21 protein-coding genes and 1 tRNA gene are annotated in these 19,984 nt (G+C 59.3%); 8 read left to right on the top strand and 14 right to left on the bottom strand.

Going from position 1 to position 19,984, the window contains the following annotated elements; genetic code table 11:
• Nucleotides 1–47 precede the first annotated feature (47 nt).
• Nucleotides 48–191: a hypothetical protein gene (locus GKIL_RS25140; RefSeq protein ID WP_023171678.1), complete on the bottom strand. Its 144-nt coding sequence runs from the start codon at nt 189–191 to the stop codon at nt 48–50.
• Nucleotides 192–475: 284 nt separating this feature from the next.
• Between GKIL_RS25140 and GKIL_RS01965 the strand changes: the two genes are divergently transcribed.
• From GKIL_RS01965 to GKIL_RS01950, 4 genes are all read left to right on the top strand, one after another.
• On the top strand, nt 476–1,093 hold the full coding sequence (locus tag GKIL_RS01965) for an antibiotic biosynthesis monooxygenase family protein (protein ID WP_023171676.1): 618 nt from the start codon (nt 476–478) through the stop codon (nt 1,091–1,093).
• A gap of 75 nt (nt 1,094–1,168) precedes the next feature.
• Entirely contained in the window at nt 1,169–1,969 is an 801-nt protein-coding gene (locus GKIL_RS01960; protein ID WP_023171675.1) for a GNAT family N-acetyltransferase, read from the top strand.
• Nucleotides 1,970–2,100: 131 nt separating this feature from the next.
• Nucleotides 2,101–3,156, top strand: a complete 1,056-nt coding sequence (locus tag GKIL_RS01955; RefSeq protein WP_023171674.1) for a tetraprenyl-beta-curcumene synthase family protein — start codon at nt 2,101–2,103, stop codon at nt 3,154–3,156.
• 9 nt (nt 3,157–3,165) lie between these two features.
• Nucleotides 3,166–4,293: an FAD-dependent oxidoreductase gene (locus tag GKIL_RS01950; RefSeq protein ID WP_023171673.1), complete on the top strand. Its 1,128-nt coding sequence runs from the start codon at nt 3,166–3,168 to the stop codon at nt 4,291–4,293.
• Between the two features lie 9 nt (nt 4,294–4,302).
• Here GKIL_RS01950 and GKIL_RS01945 read toward each other — a convergent pair whose 3' ends face one another.
• Nucleotides 4,303–4,980, bottom strand: a complete 678-nt coding sequence (locus GKIL_RS01945) for a TetR/AcrR family transcriptional regulator (protein WP_051382605.1) — start codon at nt 4,978–4,980, stop codon at nt 4,303–4,305.
• Between the two features lie 168 nt (nt 4,981–5,148).
• Between GKIL_RS01945 and GKIL_RS01940 the strand changes: the two genes are divergently transcribed.
• Entirely contained in the window at nt 5,149–6,417 is a 1,269-nt protein-coding gene (locus GKIL_RS01940; RefSeq protein ID WP_023171670.1) for an efflux RND transporter periplasmic adaptor subunit, read from the top strand.
• On the top strand, nt 6,414–9,482 hold the full coding sequence (locus GKIL_RS01935) for an efflux RND transporter permease subunit (protein ID WP_023171669.1): 3,069 nt from the start codon (nt 6,414–6,416) through the stop codon (nt 9,480–9,482). The genes GKIL_RS01940 and GKIL_RS01935 overlap by 4 nt, the downstream gene beginning before the upstream one ends.
• A gap of 40 nt (nt 9,483–9,522) precedes the next feature.
• On the opposite strand, the gene GKIL_RS24445 is transcribed toward GKIL_RS01935, so the two are convergent.
• The 8 genes from GKIL_RS24445 to GKIL_RS01900 form a co-directional block, all read right to left on the bottom strand.
• Nucleotides 9,523–9,744: a hypothetical protein gene (locus GKIL_RS24445; RefSeq protein ID WP_144080294.1), complete on the bottom strand. Its 222-nt coding sequence runs from the start codon at nt 9,742–9,744 to the stop codon at nt 9,523–9,525.
• 161 nt (nt 9,745–9,905) lie between these two features.
• Nucleotides 9,906–10,112 carry a hypothetical protein gene (locus tag GKIL_RS24440; RefSeq protein WP_144080293.1) on the bottom strand — a complete coding sequence of 69 codons (207 nt, stop codon included), beginning with the start codon at nt 10,110–10,112 and terminating at the stop codon, nt 9,906–9,908.
• 450 nt (nt 10,113–10,562) lie between these two features.
• Nucleotides 10,563–10,627: transfer RNA gene (locus tag GKIL_RS01925), tRNA-Val, on the bottom strand.
• Nucleotides 10,628–10,757: 130 nt separating this feature from the next.
• On the bottom strand, nt 10,758–11,360 hold the full coding sequence (locus GKIL_RS01920; RefSeq protein WP_023171668.1) for a hypothetical protein: 603 nt from the start codon (nt 11,358–11,360) through the stop codon (nt 10,758–10,760).
• Nucleotides 11,361–11,491: 131 nt separating this feature from the next.
• A complete protein-coding gene (locus GKIL_RS01915; protein ID WP_023171667.1) occupies nt 11,492–11,740 on the bottom strand; it encodes a hypothetical protein in 249 nt (82 codons plus the stop codon).
• A gap of 55 nt (nt 11,741–11,795) precedes the next feature.
• Nucleotides 11,796–12,062: a hypothetical protein gene (locus tag GKIL_RS01910; protein ID WP_023171666.1), complete on the bottom strand. Its 267-nt coding sequence runs from the start codon at nt 12,060–12,062 to the stop codon at nt 11,796–11,798.
• The gene (locus GKIL_RS01905) at nt 12,059–12,412 is read right to left on the bottom strand and encodes a hypothetical protein (protein ID WP_023171665.1); all 354 of its coding nucleotides are present in this window, start codon (nt 12,410–12,412) and stop codon (nt 12,059–12,061) included. Before GKIL_RS01905 ends, GKIL_RS01910 begins: the two co-directional genes overlap by 4 nt.
• A 12-nt stretch (nt 12,413–12,424) precedes the next feature.
• Complete coding sequence (locus GKIL_RS01900) at nt 12,425–12,841, bottom strand: SWIM zinc finger family protein (RefSeq protein WP_023171664.1); 417 nt, start codon at nt 12,839–12,841, stop codon at nt 12,425–12,427.
• 143 nt (nt 12,842–12,984) lie between these two features.
• On the opposite strand from GKIL_RS01900, the gene GKIL_RS25820 reads away from it, so the two are divergent.
• Nucleotides 12,985–13,227 carry a helix-turn-helix transcriptional regulator gene (locus GKIL_RS25820; protein WP_041243658.1) on the top strand — a complete coding sequence of 81 codons (243 nt, stop codon included), beginning with the start codon at nt 12,985–12,987 and terminating at the stop codon, nt 13,225–13,227.
• Nucleotides 13,224–13,589: a hypothetical protein gene (locus GKIL_RS01890; protein ID WP_023171662.1), complete on the top strand. Its 366-nt coding sequence runs from the start codon at nt 13,224–13,226 to the stop codon at nt 13,587–13,589. The genes GKIL_RS25820 and GKIL_RS01890 overlap by 4 nt, the downstream gene beginning before the upstream one ends.
• A gap of 358 nt (nt 13,590–13,947) precedes the next feature.
• On the opposite strand, the gene GKIL_RS01885 is transcribed toward GKIL_RS01890, so the two are convergent.
• The 4 genes from GKIL_RS01885 to GKIL_RS01870 are packed head-to-tail and all read right to left on the bottom strand — an operon-like array spanning nt 13,948 to nt 19,701.
• On the bottom strand, nt 13,948–14,529 hold the full coding sequence (locus GKIL_RS01885; protein ID WP_023171660.1) for a hypothetical protein: 582 nt from the start codon (nt 14,527–14,529) through the stop codon (nt 13,948–13,950).
• Nucleotides 14,530–14,562: 33 nt separating this feature from the next.
• Nucleotides 14,563–17,823 carry a phage tail tape measure protein gene (locus GKIL_RS22100; protein WP_023171659.1) on the bottom strand — a complete coding sequence of 1,087 codons (3,261 nt, stop codon included), beginning with the start codon at nt 17,821–17,823 and terminating at the stop codon, nt 14,563–14,565.
• 4 nt (nt 17,824–17,827) lie between these two features.
• Nucleotides 17,828–19,195, bottom strand: coding sequence for a phage terminase large subunit (locus GKIL_RS01875; protein ID WP_023171658.1), 1,368 nt, complete (start codon nt 19,193–19,195; stop codon nt 17,828–17,830).
• Nucleotides 19,192–19,701: a hypothetical protein gene (locus GKIL_RS01870; protein WP_023171657.1), complete on the bottom strand. Its 510-nt coding sequence runs from the start codon at nt 19,699–19,701 to the stop codon at nt 19,192–19,194. Before GKIL_RS01870 ends, GKIL_RS01875 begins: the two co-directional genes overlap by 4 nt.
• Nucleotides 19,702–19,984 lie beyond the last annotated feature (283 nt).

The following is a 19,984-nucleotide window of genomic DNA, read 5'->3' as shown; positions in this document are numbered from 1 at the left end:
AGGGTAAGCGGATCTGGGACGGCTTCAGCAGGGCTGAGCGTTTTGTTTTACAGACTGCCAACGGGCTGGGCAATCGAGGGTAGACCGACAGCACAGGTAAAAAACATCCAGATTGTGAGCAGCGACTCGACGTGGATGATGTACGCTGCATCGGACGCTTCAACCACACCGTAGTAAAAATCGTATTCCATCTTGGACCTCGGTGAGTGGAAAGGGGGGAGCCCTCATCAAAGAGTGGGTAACTGCCGAAATATAGGAAGGGCGATCGGGTTACTTCAACCCTATAGCCGGGTAAGTCCAAAAATATGAAGCTCAGGTAGGACTTATATGAGGCTTGTATAAAGCTCCTGGCACCGCAAACACACTATCGGGGCCAAGAAATTTCTTCAACAAAAATAGGAGCAAAGAGCCCACCCAAAAGATAGGGAGCAAAGCTGCCTACCGTGCAAGAATGCTCCCAACCAGGAGAATCGGTATGCCTACGATCACAAGAAGCAACGATCTGCCAGCCGAATTTGCTGTCTTTACCGTCGAGCCGGAGCGGCAGGCGGCACTGGTGGAGCAGGTGATTGCTCGTATCGAGACGACCCTCCAGACCCAGCCGGGTTTTGTCGCCGGGATCGTCCATCGCAGCCGCGACGGTTTGCGGGTGACCAGCTATCTGCAGTGGGCAAGTGCTGCTCACTATATAGCCAGTCAGCCCCTCGCCGATTTTGCTCCACCCGATGCCCATCTTTTTGAGATCTTCGGCGAAGAGCCTACCGGGAGCGTACTCAAACCCTTTGCCGGTATGGCCGGGTTGATCAACTTTGGCATCTTCAAACTGAAACGGCCCGAAAACCAGCCCCGCTTTGTCGAACTTTTTCAGCAGGCTCTGGGTCTGGTGGGCCACCAGCCAGGCTTGATCACCACCCAGGCCCACCGCAGCCTCGATGGCTGGCGCTGTATCAACTACGGTCACTGGACTTCGCTGGAAGAGTTTACCGCGATGGACAGCAACCGTCCCTTTGCTCCTCTGTTCGGTGAGATGCTCGATCTAGCCGACAACGAGTATCAAAAGACGCTGCATGAAGTTATCTTTACTACCAGTTAAGTGCCTGGTGCCCTTACTTTCTGATGGGTGCTCAGACAGAGCCGTTCAGACAACTCCGCCCTTTGGGACACCAGGATGGGGCAGCGCGTGGGAACTGGCCGCCTCCAGCAGATGCTTACCTCAAAACAGAGCAAGAAGCAGGCACCAAACGTGATAGACGACCCAGAACTGGCTCGCCGCTCTATCTATGGCTTCGGCGAGATGGTTGCAGCACTCGGGTATTGGGGCATCGGTCCTGAAGCGGAGGTGCGCCGGCCAGATGCGGTGGGGGCACGCATCGACGCAGCAGCCGATAATCCCTGGTTTGATGGGGCGGTTGTGCCTTTGGGTAAAGTCCCGCCCACCGACGAACCCAGATTGCCTCACTGCCTGTGGACTGTCGCCGATGCCGCGCCGGGGCGCGTCGAAAAAGCTGAGATCGCGATGCCGTGTCTGGGCATCTCCCTCTATGACCCGACACTGAATTTCGAGGGTGGAGCATCGCTGGTAGAGGCACCGCCCCTTGCGGAGTTGGGCAGGATCAACGAGCGCGCCTACGGCCAGCAGAGCGGGCTATTCAGTCAACTCGTCGGGGCGCTGCAAGACGAGCGCATCCGCACCCACGGCCTGCGCGTGGACGGTGTCTTCGTCAGTGTTGCCCTGACCTTTACGCTCGGCGACGACCTGAGCATCCAGTACGTCGCCACCGAAGCCAAGTACCGCCGTCGTGGCCTGGCGAGTCGGTTGCTGCTTGCGGTGATCGCCGCCGCACGAGATGAAGGTATGGGCAGTGCGACTCTGCAGGCAAGCCCAGACGGATTATCAGTCTACGAACGCATCGGTTTTCGCCGCGTCGCCACCCTGCGGGCCTACCTGCGTCCAAAAATCGAGATCTAGGCAACCTGCCCCTGCACTTCCCGCTATTGACTATAAATCAGCATTTGTGGAGAGGCTGAAGCTTCTGCTCCTTCGTAGCATCGTTGCAGCCCTTTTTATAGGTGATCGAGTCGCTATACAATTCCTCTTCTATGGATATTCCTGATTCCCCCTGGGCGTTTTTGTCACAAATGCACGACAAGGTGCTGCCCCTGGTCCGGCGCTGCTTGAATCGCTGGCTGCTACAAGCCCGGCAGATACCCAACCCGGAGCTGCGCAAACAAGCGCTCGCCAGCCTTGAAGCCAAGCAGTTCCACTGTGAGGGGGGAGCGATCTACGGATTGCTTGCCAATCGAGACTGGCAGGAAGCGGTCCGCTTTATTGTGGCCTACCAGACGATCAGCGACTATCTGGACAATCTGTGCGACCGCAGCAATTCCCTCGATCCAGAAGATTTTCGAGCCCTGCATGGCTCCATTTTGCATGCGCTCACTCCCAGCGCAGAACTATCAAATTACTATCGCTTCCGCAGGGACCAAGATGATGGTAATTATTTGATCAGCCTGGTCAAAGACTGTCAAATTATTTTGTCGAATACTTTGAACTACTCAAAAGTTGCTCCAACTCTGCACGAACTGGCGAGCTATTATTGCGAATTGCAGATCAACAAGCACGTTAAGCTTGAAGAGCGCATTCCACGCTTAAAAGCCTGGTTTTCTTTACACCATAAACAGTTCCCAGAACTTAGCTGGTATGAATTTTGCGCCTGCGCGGGCTCGACTCTAGGAATTTTTTGTCTTATATCCTACTCGTTCAATCAAGAGTTTCCTGAAACACTGACAATGCAGGTAAAAAACAGTTATTTTCCCTGGGTCCAAGGGCTGCATATTTTATTAGATTATTTGATCGATCAGGAAGAAGATCGCATGAACAACGACTTGAATTTTTGCTTCTATTACAGCAGTGAGGACGAGCTAACAGCCCGTCTTCAGCAGTTTGTCGAGGAGGCGACAAAAAGTGTTGCCTCCCTTCCGCACAGCCAGTTTCATCAACTGATCCCCCAGGCGCTGTTAGGAGTCTATCTTTCAAGCGAGAAAGTAAGTAAGCAAGGAGCGGTTCAAAAGATTGCAACACGATTGATTCCGGACGGCAGTCCCGCTTCCTTTTTCTTTCAGCAGGGTTTGCTTGCCTCCCATTCAACACAGTAGGAAAGTGACATGGCCAGGATCGCGGTTGTCGGAGCAGGCCCAGCCGGTTGTTCAGCCGGTTATCACCTTGCCAAAAGTGGGCATGAGGTGACTTTGATCGATAAGAGCGCCTTTCCAAGAGATAAAGTTTGTGGGGATGGAATCAGCCTCGAATCCGTTCAGGCTCTCTCTACGATGGGTATCTATCCTCAAGATCTGAGACGACAACTTGCTGAATACGCCCCAATTCGCCATTTTTTTCTGGGGGTTTCCAATCAGATTTCCCACAGTGAAGCGACGACCCTGGAGGCGTACTGCATTCCTCGTGTCTTCTTTGACCAGTTCTTATACGATAAAGCACTTAGTGCAGGTTGCCTTCCCCTTGTTCAGCTCGTTCACAAACACACTCCCCAGCTTCAGCACCTGTCTGAAACGTTCGACTACTTAATCGATGCGCGCGGAGTTTATGCAGGACAGGTGACAGCAATTGCTATTCGTGCCTACTGGACGCTCCGCCGTCAGGAGCGACTGGAGTTGGACCTGACGGAAGCGCAGATCCACTTCGATCGACACCTGGGTGCCACCGGCTATGGCTGGATCTTTCCGGTTTCCACCCAGGGGGAGTATGTAAAATTTAATGTCGGGCTGGGGGTCTGGTTGGATGACCGGCCAAAGACTACTATCAATGTGATTCGTCTGTTCGAGCAATTCATCCGGAGCAATCGCCAGGCTTGCCATCTGCTGAGTAAGGCTGTTCACCGGGACATTCCTCAAGTTTATCCGCTGGCGACCGCTCAAAAAGGGAACCGCGTCAGCGAGCGCAATATTCTAAAGATTGGCGATGCTGCGAATCTGACTGACCCCCTGACCGGGGAAGGCATCGCAAATGCCATATTAAGCGGGCTGTATGTTTCCCAGGCAATCAATATGAGTGCGAATCCAGCCGCCGCCGCAAAAAACTGGCAGTATCTTTATCAATCTCGTTTTGAGGCGGACCTGCGAGCGGGTCTAAAAATTAAAGCGTTCAGAAGATTTTCACTGATGAATACGGTGTTGATCTGGCTGATGAAACAAAACCCACGCGTTGCAAGACAGATCAGTCATGCGGTTGCAGGACTGGTACCCTATCACGAGGTTTTCGCCTCCTTGAAGTACTGAAGAGCCCCTTTAGCGGCGATCGATCCCGTCTGGACAGGCAGAGGATGTCGTGTTTTTTGGTTCCAGATGGGGTTCAAGATAGGCGACGAGCACGCACTTGGTCTGGGCAATCATCTGCTGGCGGTACGCCTCGTCGCCGAGCACACCGGCCAGCAATAAAGTGGTGGCGATGCGGCGGCAAACATCGGCCAGCAGGTCGCACTCCTCGGGAGGCAGCTTTGGGTTGCGCGCCGAGAGCAGTGCCGCGAGCAACCGGACGATCTCCTGCTTGAGGCTTTTGTCTTCCTCGCAGGGATTGAAGCGGGCAGTCGGATTCTGGGTGAGCACGACGCGAAAACCTGGCTGGGCATAGAAACCGGCAAACGCATCGATGAGTTCGCCGATCATTGTAGCCAGGGGCAGGCGCGCCTTTTGGGGAGAAAAGACCTCTGCGCTCAGCGCGTAGCACTGCTCACAGTAGCGCTCGTCGAGAGCCTGGAAGATCGCGAGCTTGTCTGGAAAAAACTGGTAGAGAGAACCGATCGAGGTGTGGGCACGGGCGGCGATGGCGTTGGTGGTCGCTGCCTCATAGCCAACTTCGGCAAAGACGACCGCCGCCGCGTCGAGAATGGCATCGACCCGCTGGCGGCCCCGCTCCTGTTGGGGCGTGCGGCGCATCGCCGCTGTTTTTGTCTGTTGAGCGCTCATGTCTCCAGATTATCGCCCTTGACAAATACGAGCAACAACTCATATTCTGCGAATGTGAGCTTTTGCTTGTATTAATCCCTGCTGTCGGGCAGGACTGTTTTTAGCAACTGGATAACGACCACCGCAGGCTACGGGCCGGGCGGCTACTTCGCAATGGGAGAAGCGGGAATGCGTCCATCTCTTCAACAAGTCGATGTGCCGCCCCAGGCTGGGGCGGTGGAAAATGGCCAGGGTGCAACCAGGGGGCAAAGCTGGCTTGTGCGGGGAGCGGCGGGGGCCGGTCTGGTTGCCCTCGTCGCCCTTGCCTGGGCTCTGAGTCGGCCAGGAGCAAAGACAGCACCGGTCGCTTCTTCGGCTCCAGCGGGGCAGAGCATCACCGTTCAGCCGGTGCGGCGGGCAATTTTTCCAAGAACACTGCTGGTTACAGGCTCGATCGCCGCCTGGGACGAGCTACCGATCGGTGCTGAGACGACCGGATTGCGCATCGAGCGGATCGCAGCCCAGGAGGGGGAGCACGTGCGGCGGGGGCAACTTCTGGCCCAGCTCAACGACCGGCCCCTGCAGGCACAGATCCGGCAGGTAAAAGCGGACATCGCCCGCAACCGGGCTCTCATTGCCCAGCAGCAGGCAAGTTATCAGGAAGCGCGGGCCCAGGAGCGCGAGGCGATGAATAACCGCAACCGCTTCGAGGCGCTGGTGCAAGAGGGGGCGATTAGCTCCCTCGAAGCGGAGGCACGGCGCACCACTGCCGATACTTCCCAGGCGCGCACGAGCGCCGCCCTCCAGGCCATCGCTGTGGCGACAAGCGATCTGGCCCGCGCCCAGGCTCACCTGGAGGAACTGCAGGCGATGCTTGCCCAGACGCGGGTCGTCGCTCCGGCAGATGGGTTCATCAGCAAGCGGCAGGCGAAGCTGGGGAGTGTAGTGAGTCCTCTAGCCGCCTCGGCGCTTTTTATGCTCGTGCGCGACGGTCGCCTTGAATTGCAGGCGGAGGTGCCGGAGGTGCATCTCACAGCGATCCGAACCGGGCAGCCGGTGCAGGTGCGTACCGACGCCGAGCCGCAGAAGACCTACCAGGCCCGCGTGCGCGAGATTGCCCCGGCGGTGGACGCCCAGAGCCGCGACGCCCAGGTGCGCATCGATTTGCCGGCCAGCCCCCGGTTGCATCCCGGCATGTTCGTGCGCGGTCTGCTGCAACTGGGTACCGCCGAAGCGCTCGCTGTTCCGGAGGCGGCGGTGCTTTACAAGGACGCCCGGCCCTTTGTCTTTGTCGTCGAGGGACACAAGGCGGTGCGCCGGGAAGTGATTACCGGTGAGCGGCGCGATGGGCAGGTAGAGATCCGCTCGGGCCTGGTGGCCGGGCAGCCGGTGGTCCTCTCCGGAGCGGGTTATCTCAAAGATGGCGATCCAGTACGGGTGATCGGAGGGGCGTCGTGAACAGCAACCTCTCCGCCTGGTCCATCCGCAACCCGATTATCACGGCTGTTCTTTTTATCGCCCTGGTGCTGGCGGGCAGTCTGGGCTTCAGCCAGTTGCAGATCAACGAGAATCCCAACGTCGATGTCCCGACGGTTTCGGTAACAATCACCCAGTCAGGAGCCGCCCCGGCGGAGCTGGAAAGCCAGGTGACCCGCAAAGTCGAGGATGCCGTCGCTGGGATCGAAAACGTCGAGCACCTGCGCTCGACAATCAAAGACGGTATTTCGACGACGACGGTCGAATTTGTCCTGGGCACCAACACCGACCGGGCCGTCAACGACGTGCGCGACGCGGTGACCAAGATTCGCTCCAATCTGCCTCAAGACATCGACGAGCCCGTGGTGGGGCGGGTCGATTTTGTCGGTGGGCCGCTTCTTATCTACTCGGTCGCCTCCAATCGGCGCACCGTCGAGCAGCTGAGCTGGTTTGTCGATGACGAGGTAAACCGCGCCCTGCTCGCCGTCGATGGCGTCTCGCAGGTGCAGCGCGTCGGCGGGGTGAACCGCGAAGTGAGAATCGACCTCGACCCGGATCGGCTGTTTGCCCTCGGTATCACCGCCGGAGAGGTCAACCGCCAGGTGCGCGAGCTGAATTTGAACGTGCCGGGGGGCCGGGGCGAGGTGGGCAGCCGCGAGCAGACGATCCGCACCCTGGGCAGCGCTCTCACGGTCGAAGGACTGCGCAGCACCGAAATTGCCCTTTCTGGGGGACGGCGCATCGCCCTGGGTGAGTTGGGCAGCGTCACCGACGCTACCGCCGAAGCGCGCCAGATTGCCCGGATGGGTGGCCGTCCGGTGGTCGCCTTCTCGGTATTGCGCGCCAACGGCAGCTCGGAGGTGGTAGTCGAGGAGGGCGTCCAGCAAAAGATCGCCGAACTTGAGAAGCAATTTCCCGATACGCGCTTTGAACTGGTCTCGACTTCTGTGCGCTACGTCCACGAAAACTTCGACGCCTCGGTAGAAGCGCTCTGGCTGGGGGGAGTGCTTGCGATCGTGGTCGTCTATCTTTTTTTAAGAGACGGACGGGCCACCTTTATCGCCGGGGCAGCGATGCCCCTCTCGGCAATTCCCACCTTCGCGGTGATGAAGCTTTTAGGCTACAGCCTCAACAACCTCAGCCTGCTGGCGCTGGCGCTGGTGGTGGGGATTCTCGTAGACGACGCGATCGTCGAAATCGAGAATATCGTCCGCCACATCAAGATGGGCAAGACAGCCTTTCAGGCCGCCCTCGACGCCGCCGACGAGATTGGCCTTGCAGTCGTGGCGACGACGATGACGATCGTGGCCGTCTTTGTGCCCGTGGGCTTTATGGGCGGCGTCCCCGGCCAGTTCTTTGGCCAGTTCGGCTTCACGGTGGTGGCGGCGGTGCTCTTCTCGCTTTTAGTCGCCCGCCTGGTCACACCGCTGATGGCCGCCTATATGCTCAAGGCTCTGCCGACGCCCGAGCGGGCCAGCTGGTATGTCCGCGCCTATCGCCGGGTGCTCGAATGGGCGCTGGCGCACCGGATCGCGACCCTGCTTGCTGCCTTTGCCTTCTTCGCAGGCACCCTGTTACTCGCCCCCCTGATTCCTTCGGGCTTTCTTGCCACCACCGACCGCGCCCAGTCGATTCTGAAGCTGGAATTGCCTCCCGGTGCCACCCTCGCCCAGACCGACCGGACGGCCCTCGCCCTCGTGCGTACCCTGGGCAGGCGGCCCGAGGTCAGGGACATCTTCTACTCGGTGGGCGATCAAGGGGAGGTGCGCCTTGCGACGCTCTTTATCAACCTCAAGCCCCGAGACGAGCGCCAGTTATCGCAGCAGCAGTTCGAGAAGGCGATCCGGCCTCTGCTGGCCGGTGTGCCGGGGGCGCGGTTGAGCTTTTCGGTGGGTTTTCGCGGTGGCAAGGAAGTCTCGATCATCCTCACGAGCGAGGATAGGGCTATCCTCGAGCACACCGCCGAGCAACTCAACAGCCAGATGCGGACTCTGCCGGGTCTGGCGAACGTGAGCAGCACCGCGAGCCTGCTGCGACCGGAACTGCTGATTCAACCGCGCTTTTCAAAGGCCGCCGATCTGGGCGTCTCGGTGCAGCAGATTGGTCTGACCGCTAAGATTGCCACCCTGGGCGACATCGACGCCAACCTGGCGAAGTTCAACCTGGGCGAGCGCCAGATCCCGATTCGCGTCCAGCTCGACCCGCGCTACCGCAACGACCTGCAGGTGATCCGCAACCTGCGCCTTGACACAGCCGCCGGGCGCAGTGTGCCCCTTGAGACCGTCGCCGAGGTCAGCGTCGGCAGTGGCAGCGCCCAGATCGACCGCTACGACCGCTCCCGGCAGATCTCGATCGAGGCCAACCTCGACGGCCTTCAGCTCGGGCCTGCCCTGAAGCGCATCTACGCGCTACCCGTGATGGAGCACCTGCCCGACTCGGTGCGGCTGGTGCGTTCAGGGGACGTCGATCTTCAAGATCAAGTCTCCGCCCGCTTCGGCACCGCTCTTGGCTTCGGGGTGCTGCTCATCTACGCGGTGCTGGTGCTCCTGTTTGGCAACTTCTTCCATCCGCTCACGATCATGGCGGCCCTGCCCCTCTCGATCGGCGGGGCACTCATCGGTCTTCTCGTCTCCGGCAAAGCCCTGGTCTTACCGGCCCTGATCGGCATCTTGATGCTCATGGGCATCGTTACCAAAAACTCAATTCTGCTGGTGGAGTACACCCTGGTCCTGCGCAACCAGGAAGGTCTTTCTCGCAAGCAGGCGCTGCTGGAGGCGGGCATCGATCGCCTGCAGCCCATCTTGATGACGACGATTGCCATGATTGCGGGAATGCTGCCCATCGCCCTCGGGATCGGAGCCGGGTCCGAATTTCGCTCTCCCATGGCCGTCGCCGTCGTAGGCGGCCTGTTCACCTCCACCCTGCTCACCCTGGTCGTCATCCCGGTGCTCTTTACTTACATCGATGACTGGCAAACCTGGTTCACCCGCCGCTTTACGCGCCCTCTGCCCCAGGGCCAGCCGCTTGAGAACCCGGCCCAGCAATAGCGTCACTGAAAAAACAAACGTGGTAGATCTTCGCCACCGCTCAGTCCCAACTGTTGCGCTCGAGTTCAAGGCTCTGGTCGATCTCCTCTTTTGATCTGCGCGGCAGTTTGCTGTGCTCCAATTCGTCTAGGCACTCCTGCAAAACCTGTGCATCTTTTGGCCCAGTGGCAGGGCGCACCAACACGACGATCTCAGCCTGCCCCTCGGGCACTTCCCCCGGCAGTTGCACGCACCTATCCGCTCCCACAATCGCTGTGAACATGAATGCCTGCATAAGTAGACTCCCGCGCTGCCTCCGGCCTCGGCTTTGTTCCAGCATAGTTGTGCCATCACGGAACAGCTGAAAGCTCGCACCATGGCGCAGGCATGGGCTGTGCGCCAGTTGCGGGAGGCCGGTGGCTCTCAACCGCTCGTTGGCTATGTCTACTCTGCTGATGGCAGTTGCCAGGTGAGGCCCAACTGCCAGCCTGCGCTCATCACCTCCACCGTTGACTGGAACTGCCCGGCGGCCACCTCGATGCCCATCAGCACGAGCTGCTGGTAGCCACTGGGGGCGAAGGGATTGCGCGGATTGCGTGAGGCGCAGATTCCACAAGCCCGCTCTGTCCTGCTCCCGATCGCTCGCTTCACCCCACTGAGATGTGTTCACCGGGTTCTTCCAGTCGAAGGTAGAAAGCACCTGCAGGCACCAGGCCCGCACTCCCCACTCGTCAGGCGTCGGGTCCAGCGGGGAGTGGTTGGGCAACAGCCGCACCCCCGCCTCGGTGTGGATCCAGTTCATGTTGGGCACACAGCCGGGATTACCATGCTTTGCCCAGACAGCGATGTAGCCATCGGGTTTGATAGCAAAGTGGCCCAACTCGTGCAGGGCGTCCCACCAGTGACAGGTAATACCGCCACGGTGCCTGCGGGTGTCTTCCTCCGGCCCATTGCACCAAATTTCGCACCAATTTAGCCCACGAATCAGGATTTTTGAATGCGAGTGAGTGCGAATGGACACAGCACAACAGATAATTAGAGAAGCCGGAAATCCTTGCCCCAAGACAATGGAAGCCGCCTGCTGAGCGGCTTTAGGTAATATGGGCAATGAGGGACTCGAACCCCCGACATCCTCGGTGTAAACGAGGATTTCCATCGTCTGAAACCTTTGCGGTGACTGCATTACAGCGGAAATTGCAAAAATACCGTACCAATTCCGTACCGAACTGTGTCCGGCAGGGTGCGGCAGGGCGCGGGAGGCGATGATTACCGCTCTCGACCGCAGAAAGGCTATGTCTACTCTGCCGATGGCAGTTGCCAGGTGAGGCCCAACTGCCACCCGGCGCTCATCACTTCCACAGTCGGGCGAAACTGCCCGCCGGCTACGTCGATGCCCATCAATTCCAACTGCCGGTAGCCACTGGGGGCGAAGGGGTTGCGCGGATTGGTGGTGAGGCGCGGATTCCACAAGCCCGTTCGGTCCTGCTCCCGATCGCTCGCCTCGCTCCACTCAGCCGAGTTGACCGGGTTCTTCCAGTCGAAGGCAGTGAGCACCTGCAGACACCAGGCCCGCACTCCCCACTCGTCGGGCGTTGGATCCAGGGGAGAGTGATTGGGCAGAAGACGCACACCCGCCTCGGTGCGGATCCAGTTCATGTTCGGCACACCGCCGGGATTGCCATGCTTCGCCCAGACAGCGATGTAGCCATCGGGCTTGACAGCGAAGTGGCCCAGCTCGTGCAGAGCGTCCCACCAATGAGAGAATGTGGGGCCGACCGGACACCAGAAGCGGCGCAGGTTCCAGATGGCAGGCCCGAGCATCTGACCCAGTTCAAGGATGTCGGTCATCCTGGGCGTCTGCAGGCGGGAAGGGACGGCGAGCGGTTGTACGAGGTTCATAGGTTCGTGTGCGCGTAGTGTGTGTGGAGGAATGGACAATAGAAAGCCCCGGCGTGCCTCGGGGCCGTTGGTACAACGGCCCGTGTCCTGGATGGCACCAGGAGGCCGGGGGCGGAGAGCAGGGGCAATCGTTAACCGTGCTCCAGAAGCTTACTCAGTGCTCGCACGTCTTCGTGCAGGCTGTTAAGGTCGTCTTGCAGCACCCCGGCAAGGACGGCAAGGGCATGGCCCACTGTGTCGCTGTGAACTTTGGGAGCGCCCTTTGCGAGAACTTCGAGCAGACAGGGAAGAAGACTTGCCTGCCAGGTTTGCTCTTCAATCTGTCTCACAAGCGGTCCCAGATGAAGGCGAAACTTTTCTTCGGAATTTGTTTCAAGCATGGCTGTATTTCCTGAATCGGTGCCGGGCGCTACTCCGGCAAAAGCGCTGTGGCGGTTAGCGGACAGCGGCGAGAGGGCGTGCAGGCCGGGGGGTGACGGGCCGCTCCTCGTCAGCATCGATCACCGGCTCGATCTGGTAGCGGGTGAGATCGACGGTCACATCCGCATAGAACAGAGTGCCGACAAAGGTCGCAAGCCAGGGCAGTTGCCGGGCCAGAGCGTGGCCTGTGAGCAACTGGACGATGGGAGTGCTGGGACAATCAGCGTAGGTGACGGTGAGGCTGTAGCGGCTCACCAGCGGCTCGGGGTGGAGGGAGTTCATACGTCCTTGCCCTCCTCTTCGGGGTCGCGTCCGAAAAGCTGGCGGGCCTTCTGCCGCAGATGCTGATAAGCTTCCTGCTCTTGCTCGGCGTGCAAGTCGGCTAGATGGGTGATATCGACCATAAAGCTCGCAGGCGCTATCTCTGAATCGAAGTAGAGGCTCAGAGCCTTGGCCTCTGCTCCGTCGAAGATCAGTTTGTTCGGCTCGTAGTTTTTGCCTCCAATAATCCAAAATCCTGTGGTCAAGACCTCAGCCTGCAGATTGCCTTTGTTGCCGGTGTAGAAGTCGATGCTGACGACGTGGGAGAGGTTGACGATGCGCTCGCCCAGCTTGATGAATTGCGGTTGCATGTCTGTCCTCCCCTACCGGCTGGCGGGTGCGGTGGCCAGCTCGTCCACTCCGACCGCTTCGACGGCGGCGTAGGCAGCGGCGAGAACGATGTGTTTGCACCGGCGGCCTCGGAAGATGTGGTCCGCACAGTCGCAGGAACCGGCATTCAGATCTACGGCGTAGAGGTCGCCCTTGCTTCCCCGGATGAGGTAGGCGTTGTTGCCTTGAGGATGGACCTCGCCGGGGAGCTTGGCGGCGTTGACGATGGGCTGAGTCTCAAAGTCGGCCAGGAAAGCGGCGGTGCTCACAAACTGGGCGCGCTGGTGACGAAAGACCACCAGCAGACAGTTAAAGGCTCCGCGCACCTCGCGGATGGCAGTGGCCGCAACACCGAGTATCCGCGCTGCAGCGGCGATGGTGTACGGGCTGTTGGACTGTGCGATCATCATAGATGACTCCTTTCGGGGTTGGAGAGCGGTTCCTGATTGCCGTCCGGGCCGCTCTCTTTACATACCTATTCTCCCTAAAATTCTTTAGGGTGTCAAGCATTTTAGGCAAAGAATTTTAGGCTAGAATCTTGATATAAGAAATCATGGGGATGCTACCGATGTCGAATGTTGCCGAGCTGCGGAAGGGCGCAAATTTGACCCAGCGACAGCTCGCCGATCTTGTGGGAGTCACAGAGGCAACGATCGCCAACTGGGAAACCGGGCGTAGTGGCCTTGAATGGTTCGTCCGGCTTGACCGGTTGTGCAAGGCGCTCCGGTGCGCCCCAGTTGATCTGTACCGCATTGAAGAATCCCAGGCGGCTGAGGACCAGGGAGGGCAGGGATGACCGCCGGCAACGGACAGAGAGATTCTGGAGAGGGCAGCAGGCTCGATCGCATCGAGACCGCCCTCGAAGTGCTCATTCGGCAGCAAGCGGCGACCGACAGGCGCATCGACCGACTGACAGAGCAAACAGAGGCCAACAGCCGGGCGATCGCAGATCTAACGGTCCAGGTTGCTCAGGCAAACAATATGGCAGTCAATGCCATTGCTGGCCTGGTCGATGTGGCTGACGACCTTATCGAGCGTTTCGACGCCTTAGTAGTGCGAGTCGATGAGAACTCCGGTTACATCCGGGGGCTGCAGACGGAGAACCGGCGGATACTCGACATCCTCCAGCAGCGCGGCGAGCAGAACGGCCAGCAGTAGAGCGCTCCATGGGTGTACTGCCAGTCGCCTCAGCAATAGCCGTCACGGCCTTGGCGTAAGCTCCATCGCGTTCTACAGTTGAGCGCGACACGCCCATCTGATCAGCCAATCTTTCTGCGGTCCTTTGTGGCTCAGAAACGTGCTCAAGTTGAGCACGTTTTTCGGGCCTCCCCTCCGCCTCTTTCTCCGCCAGATACCTCAGCCCTCGAAGCAATCGGGCCTGGTCGGGGGCAAGATTTCTTCGCGCAAGTTGGTTGTCGATGACCCAGTTATGCGCAGCCTCCTGATAAACACAAAAGGCGGGGCAACTTGTCCCGCCTGCTTCTCTGGTCTGCCCTATCCCCCCTGGACTCTTACCCTACCTGTTCTGCAGCCTCCGTATCTGCGCCTCCGCCTCTGCATTCTGTTTGGCCTGCTGCTCGTGGATAGCTGCTACCTGCCTATCCAGGATGGTGCGCTCGGCTTGCTTCTTCAACTGCTGCGCCCGCTCGGGGTTCTGGCTTTCAATCATCGCCTGATGGGTGAGGTTGTTGCTTTCTGGTAGCCAGGGATTGCCCGTGCGCAGTTCGTGTTCTGATTTGAGGGCTTTGTAGATTTCCGGGTGCTCCTGGCTGAGGCGATGTTGCCGGGCTGTATCCTCGGCAGGAAACGGGTCCGCTTTTTCCCCAGCACCCTTGAAAAGCGCGACAGCTTTCTGGGGATTGGCCTGTTCGAGAGCACGCTGAGCGGCAGGATTCCACCCGGCCTGTGAGTAGGGGTTACTGGTCGGGTCGGCCAGCTGCTGCAGGGCCACTGCCAGAGCCGGGTTCTCCGCTTCGAGGACTGCCTGAGCAATCTGGTCAACGGATGCGGCGGCGTAAGGATTGAACGCTTCACCGGTGACGGTGACGATGCTGGAAGCAGTACCGTGCTTCTGGATCAGGTCGTTAATTTGAGACATGGATTTGTTTTCCTTATGTAAGTTCAACCACGGTTAGGCCCGTGTCTGTGTGCCCGCCAGAGCCTGGCGGATCTTGTCACTTTTGCGAGCGGCATAGATGTTGGCTGAAGCCACCGCCATGTGCTGCTCCTGAATCTGCTTCACGAACTCCTGGGCGCTGAGGCCGTGGGCCTCGTTGTGCTGGCTGTTGTCGTCTCCAGCGATGTTGATGTTGAAAACCTGGACAGTGGCCCCGCCGGTCCCGGCCAGTCGTCCCCCGCCGCCGAGCAACGATTGAGCGTAGCCGAGGCGCTTGCTGTGAGGGACAATATCCTCGGGCTCGCCGCCTTCGCCAACGATGGCAAGAGTGGGCTGGTCAATGCCCATCGCCCCGCTGGCGTAGTGGGGTACGGCCAGATCCGCTGGGATGGCAAAACCCGTTGCGGCTTTCAGTCCGGCGATGTCAGCAAAGCCTGCGCCGCTCACATCAATGCCGGTTGCCGTCGGGAACAGACTGCCCGCCGCCGCGCCGCCGCCCAGGTCGATGCCCACGCCGGACAGGTTCAGTCCACCGCCGACACCGAACAGTGGCCCCAAAAGACTCTCGATGAAGTTCTCCAGAGGTCCGCCGATGAGCTTCTGCTCTACCTTGGTGAGGGCAGAGAGTGCGGCATTCTCGAAAGTCTGGAAGATGCTGGTCAGGCCACCGGCGATGCTCTGACTGCTTCCGAGCAAGCTACTCGCGATACCCTGGGCGGTCGCCTTCAGTTCCTTGGCGCGGGCCTCCGCAGTGTCCTGCTTTTCGTCGAGCTTTGCGAGCGGGTCGTAGAGGGCATAGAGCTCTGACTTGAAGCCCTGCAGAGTAGCGGTGTCCTCCGCAAAGGTGTCGCGCAACCGCTCAAAGGTCTTCAAAGTCTCTTTGGCCGCTTCGAGGTCGTCCTGTCGCTGGAGCGCGGTGTTGCGCAGCGCATCTGCGAAGTTGTTGTTTTGGGGGTCCGACGGTCCGAAGGCGGCGCTCGCCACCCCAGCCTGGGTCACATCGTAGGTTCTTAGGGCAGAGACACCCTGGGTCGGCACGCCGCCGAAGAGCGCCTGGCGGAGCTGAGCATTCAGCGCTTCCTGCTCTCTGGCAAGGCGTTTTGTGACCGCCTCGCGCTCCCGCAACTCCTTGTTCTGCTCTTTGAGCTGGGCAGTAAAAGGGTCTGCGATCGACGCTTCGAGCCTATGAATGTTCGCAAGATCCTTCTTCCACTTCTCTGAGCCGGGGGCCAGTCCTGCAACTTCTTTGCGCAGGTCTGAGATTTTGTCTCGTATTGCCCCAACGGTACCAGCAGCAAAACCCTGCGCACCACCTCCTTTGCCAAGCTTGTCTAGATCAATCTCAGCCCTGAGAAGGTCAGCATACTTCTTGAGTCCGCTCGCCTCGTGCTGAAAGTACTTGACTACTTCAGCGTCCGCCGGATACTTCCCGTTCTTGATGCCGTCGAGAGTGGCCTTGACATCCTTGAGCTGGCTCAGGGTGTTTTTCAACTGTTCAGTTTTTGGGGTGCTAAGCAGAGCGCCTGCGAAAGCTTCCTGACTTTCGAGGTCTTGTTTCAGTACATCTGGGCGTGGCGGGGGCAGGGCCAGCGAGCGCACATCATCACCAGCTATCTGAATACCGGGATTGAGCTTTCTGAGTTCCTGCAGTTTCTCAAGGCCGGCTTCGCGGGCTACGAAGTCATCGAGCAGCCTGATTGCTGCTCCCAGCGGTCCGTTGAGCTGCGATTCTATAGACCTGCCGATGCGGGTGGCGGCGTTGCTCGCGGCAGTGCCGAACTGCTCGAAGGTGGTCGCGCCCCTCCTGGCCTGCTCGGCAGCTGTGCCGGTGGTGCTGCCCAATTCCTTTGTTACTTCTTTGAGTTCCTTGCCTCGATCGGTGACGAGCGGCAAGATGCCGGTCAAGGCGGTGACATCGGGGATGATCTGGCGCAGTTCCTTGACATTGTTGCCGGTCGCTTTCGACAGCTCATCGAAGGCGGCGGCCAGCCCCTTGTTTTTGAGAGTCAGATCGATGTTCTGCAGTCCAAGCTCAGCCAGCACTTTGCTTGCCTGGGGGCCAGGAGCCAGAAGAGCAGCGATTGCCTGGCGTAGGGCGTCGGTCGAGCGCGAGGCGTTGACACCCCCTTTCGAGAGGATGGCGATCGCCGCTGACAGTTCTTCAACTTTGATGCCAGACTGGGCGGCAATCGGGATAACGTTGCCGAGGCTGGCGGAGAGGTCTTTCGCCTTCAATTGTCCGAAGGCGATGGCCCCGGCGAGGATGTCCGTGACTTTGGCGGCGCTGTCGGCATTCAATCCGTAGGCATTGAGGACGGTCGAGAGCAGCCCCACCGCCTCAGCACTGCCACCCAGACCGCCTTTCGCCAGAAGCTGAGCGCTTGCTGTGATCTTCGCTGCATCTGCGGCGCTGGAGAATCCGGCAGAGACTGCCTCGTAAGCCGCCGTCAGGCTTTCGGTCGTCGTGAACAGATCGCCTTGCTGGATGTTGAGCGCTTCAAAGCGGGAGCGCAGCTCGTCTGCGTCGTCGCTGACTGTCGAGAGGACAGCGACGGCCTTGGTCTGGGCTTCTCCGAGTTGCAGGAGGGTGGCGGCAGCCTGGCCGACTCCCAAAAGACCGATGTAGCCACCCAGGCCCGCAAACACCGCCTCAAGAGCGCCCACATTGGATTTGAGAGGGGCGATCAAAGCATTCAGTTCCTGGATCTGCCGCTGGTAACGCCTCAGTTCGACAGAACCGGCCTGCAGGGTGAGCGACTGCTCTTTGAGGGCGGCGATTTCGGCCCTGATGGCACCGACGGTCCCCTGCGCCGTCTGGGCAGCGAGCTTCTCTGCTGCCTGCCGTTCTTTTTCTGCCTGTGCTGCTGCCCGCGCCTCAACCGCTCGTGAGCGGATGGCTTCAGCCGTTACCCTGGCCGCTTCTTTCTGTGCAGCTGCCGCTTCTTTTGCCGCTGCCGCCACCGTCCTTTCTTCGGTCTGGAGCGGATTGAGTGCAGCGGTCAAAGCCCGGATCTGCGCCTGGTTCTCTTTGAGGGCAGTAGAGCCCGCCTGCAGCCCGGACTGCTGCTCTTTGAGGGCGGCGATCTCCTGCTTGAGAGAAGCAACGGTGCCAAGTGCTGCTTGAGTGCGCGCTCTGGCTGCAGCAGTGTTGTCGTCCAGCCCTGTTGCCGCCCTTGTGGCCGCATCGTTCAGACCCGACAGCTGCCGAGTTGCCGCGCCGACCGCTCCGGCGTACTCGCTGGTCTGCAGTTTGAGATAGATGCTGTATTCTGCCATACTTTTATCTCCTTCCATGCACTAGTGATAAAGAAACTGAATGCATTTTTCTCTCTCGCGCCTCATATCGGTAGCTGATGAAATAACCGGCGGCATCGATTCCCCGGTTATCGTGGCCGTTCTGCTTATCCGGCTTGCCCGTCTTCGGGTCGTATGCCTGTTGCTCAAGAGCTTCGACGTAGAGCGGACATGCTTGAGAATTGACGTAGTACCTCCGGATGCCCTGGCCATTGAGGAACATCGCATTCATCGCTGTCACTCGGTCTTTGATGAGCGGGTTGGCCGATGGGCCATCCACCATGAGCCCCGCCTGCCGCAGAAGCGAAAGACTCGACTCGCTGGCGTTGGTCGCGTCGGTATGGTTTCCTGCAGCGTCCGGGTAGCAAACTATCTGCCGGCCCGTCAGGTAAGTACCAAAGCGCTGTTTGATCGCGGCTATCAGCGCTGGTGTGTCGGTCATCCCCTGAAATTCTGCCACCGCATGGGCCTGCTCCCACTTTGTTGAGAGTGCTTCTCTGTTGGTCTGTGGTCGGTAGCCTACCCACCGGCCATCATCCAGGCCGATGACGATATGCACGATGGCCGAGGTGGCCCCAACGTTGAAATCCACTCCGATGTGCAGGCGGTCGTTCAGTCGAAGCTGGCTCGGGCAGTGATTGAGCTTGCGATCGAAGGCGTTGTAGACCTGTCCGCTGGTCAGGTTGACGAATTGGCCTTCGAGGTATGCCTTGATGAGCGCCGGTGGATAGTTCTGCTCCAGCGATTCGATATAGCTCGCAGGCAGGAAGGGATTGTCGTAGGTGCGACCCCTCACCAGCCGCCGGTCTGTTCTGGGAGAACCGTCCGGATTGCGGGCGTCGCGCTCGAAGGTGCGCCACATCCACCTGAAGCCCTCGGGGGTACTGGTGGCGAAGCACTGACGCACGGGGCCGACGCGCACCCGGCTTATCATCGTCTTCCAGGCAGCATCGGCAACATCCGCGTTAACGGTGTCTGCCTCATCTACTCCGAACCAGGCAAGGTTGAGACCGCGCAAGCGCCGCCAGTTCTCAAAGGACCGCACGAGCAACTTGGATTTGCCATTGGGGAAGTACAGAACGTACTCAGGCAGGGGCGACGCACGATATTTGAAGTCGATACCGGCCAGTTCCAGCAGCTCTTCCAGGGTTGGCTGCACCAGATCCCGAGCCATTGCAGCAGTCGGTGTAAGGGCTGCTCCTATGTACCCGACGTTGCGACTGGCAAGCAGGATGTGCTTGATGGCGAAGGCGCGGGTCTTGCCCGAACCAAAGCCCGCGCACATCGCGATGTAAGGGCTGCTCATGTCTGCGCAGAATTCCATCTGGTGAGCGAGTAGCTCGATGCGCTTCATGCTGCCGCCTCATCTTTGTCGTTTTCGTCGTTCTCGTTCTGCGTCGCACCATCCTCGTTCTCAGAACGGGTAGGTGGCGTTATCAGTACCAGCTCAAGACCGGGCTGCTCGCCCTGGCTGGTGTTCTTCCTGCCTTCGAGGAGCGCTTCTCGACTGCCTAGAACCTGCAAGATGGATGCGGTCAATCCTTCCAGACTCTTGGGCTTTGCTGCTTCCAGATGCGGCAGGAGGGTGGCGAGCAACTGATCATGCAGCGCGAGCCCGTCGAGGGCATCGTCTACGGCCCGCTGGACAGCCCGACTATCCAGCGCTTCGGTGAGACGAGTTGCCACCTCACCGCGCAATCGCTGCTTTGTATTCGCCCATCCTCCTCTGCGAGCGTAGCGCTCGATCGTCCGCGCTCCGATGCCATGCGCCTGAGCAAGCTGGGCATAGCTGAAGTTGCCGGACTCGTACTCGCCACGGATGATAGCGAGCAATTGCGGATCTATGGGAGGGCGGCTCATCGTTAACCGTTGAACCTCTGAATAACCTGGTCTGTGAAACTGTGCAACGTACTGCAGTTGGTCAACAGGTTATTCAGATCCGTTCCTGCAGGCGGGACGAATTGACTGTTCGACGAGTAGTCAGAAAGAATCTGCTGAATGCGCTCTACTGCCTTGCGCATTTCGTGGGCATGGAAAAGACACCAGGTTCTATAGGACGTTGAGCTGTCCTGAGGCGGTAGATTACTGAAGTTTGTCATGATAGATATCTCCATTGAGAGGGTATGTGTTCAGCTTGGCCTGG

The organism is Gloeobacter kilaueensis JS1 (assembly GCF_000484535.1).
In the GTDB taxonomy this organism is placed as follows: Bacteria; Cyanobacteriota; Cyanobacteriia; order Gloeobacterales; family Gloeobacteraceae; genus Gloeobacter; species Gloeobacter kilaueensis.
The sequence above is the reverse complement of the archived record's forward strand: the minus strand, read 5'-3'. Positions and strand labels throughout refer to the sequence as shown.

Bases quoted from the DNA above. Each gene is read 5' to 3' on its own strand.
- GKIL_RS01905 (WP_023171665.1), bottom strand. From the start codon at position 12,412: ATGCAACCGCAATTCATCAAGCTGGGCGAGCGCATCGTCAACCTCTCC.
- GKIL_RS01945 (WP_051382605.1), bottom strand. From the start codon at position 4,980: ATGAGCGCTCAACAGACAAAAACAGCGGCGATGCGCCGCACGCCCCAA.
- GKIL_RS01965 (WP_023171676.1), top strand. From the start codon at position 476: ATGCCTACGATCACAAGAAGCAACGATCTGCCAGCCGAATTTGCTGTC.
- GKIL_RS01950 (WP_023171673.1), top strand. From the start codon at position 3,166: ATGGCCAGGATCGCGGTTGTCGGAGCAGGCCCAGCCGGTTGTTCAGCC.
- GKIL_RS22100 (WP_023171659.1), bottom strand. From the start codon at position 17,823: ATGGCAGAATACAGCATCTATCTCAAACTGCAGACCAGCGAGTACGCC.
- GKIL_RS01910 (WP_023171666.1), bottom strand. From the start codon at position 12,062: ATGAACTCCCTCCACCCCGAGCCGCTGGTGAGCCGCTACAGCCTCACC.
- GKIL_RS01900 (WP_023171664.1), bottom strand. From the start codon at position 12,841: ATGATGATCGCACAGTCCAACAGCCCGTACACCATCGCCGCTGCAGCG.
- GKIL_RS01915 (WP_023171667.1), bottom strand. From the start codon at position 11,740: ATGCTTGAAACAAATTCCGAAGAAAAGTTTCGCCTTCATCTGGGACCG.
- GKIL_RS01870 (WP_023171657.1), bottom strand. From the start codon at position 19,701: ATGAGCCGCCCTCCCATAGATCCGCAATTGCTCGCTATCATCCGTGGC.
- GKIL_RS25140 (WP_023171678.1), bottom strand. From the start codon at position 191: ATGGAATACGATTTTTACTACGGTGTGGTTGAAGCGTCCGATGCAGCG.
- GKIL_RS24445 (WP_144080294.1), bottom strand. From the start codon at position 9,744: ATGTTCACAGCGATTGTGGGAGCGGATAGGTGCGTGCAACTGCCGGGG.
- GKIL_RS01890 (WP_023171662.1), top strand. From the start codon at position 13,224: ATGACCGCCGGCAACGGACAGAGAGATTCTGGAGAGGGCAGCAGGCTC.
- GKIL_RS01955 (WP_023171674.1), top strand. From the start codon at position 2,101: ATGGATATTCCTGATTCCCCCTGGGCGTTTTTGTCACAAATGCACGAC.
- GKIL_RS01920 (WP_023171668.1), bottom strand. From the start codon at position 11,360: ATGAACCTCGTACAACCGCTCGCCGTCCCTTCCCGCCTGCAGACGCCC.
- GKIL_RS01875 (WP_023171658.1), bottom strand. From the start codon at position 19,195: ATGAAGCGCATCGAGCTACTCGCTCACCAGATGGAATTCTGCGCAGAC.
- GKIL_RS01960 (WP_023171675.1), top strand. From the start codon at position 1,169: ATGGGGCAGCGCGTGGGAACTGGCCGCCTCCAGCAGATGCTTACCTCA.
- GKIL_RS25820 (WP_041243658.1), top strand. From the start codon at position 12,985: ATGGGGATGCTACCGATGTCGAATGTTGCCGAGCTGCGGAAGGGCGCA.
- GKIL_RS01940 (WP_023171670.1), top strand. From the start codon at position 5,149: ATGCGTCCATCTCTTCAACAAGTCGATGTGCCGCCCCAGGCTGGGGCG.
- GKIL_RS01885 (WP_023171660.1), bottom strand. From the start codon at position 14,529: ATGTCTCAAATTAACGACCTGATCCAGAAGCACGGTACTGCTTCCAGC.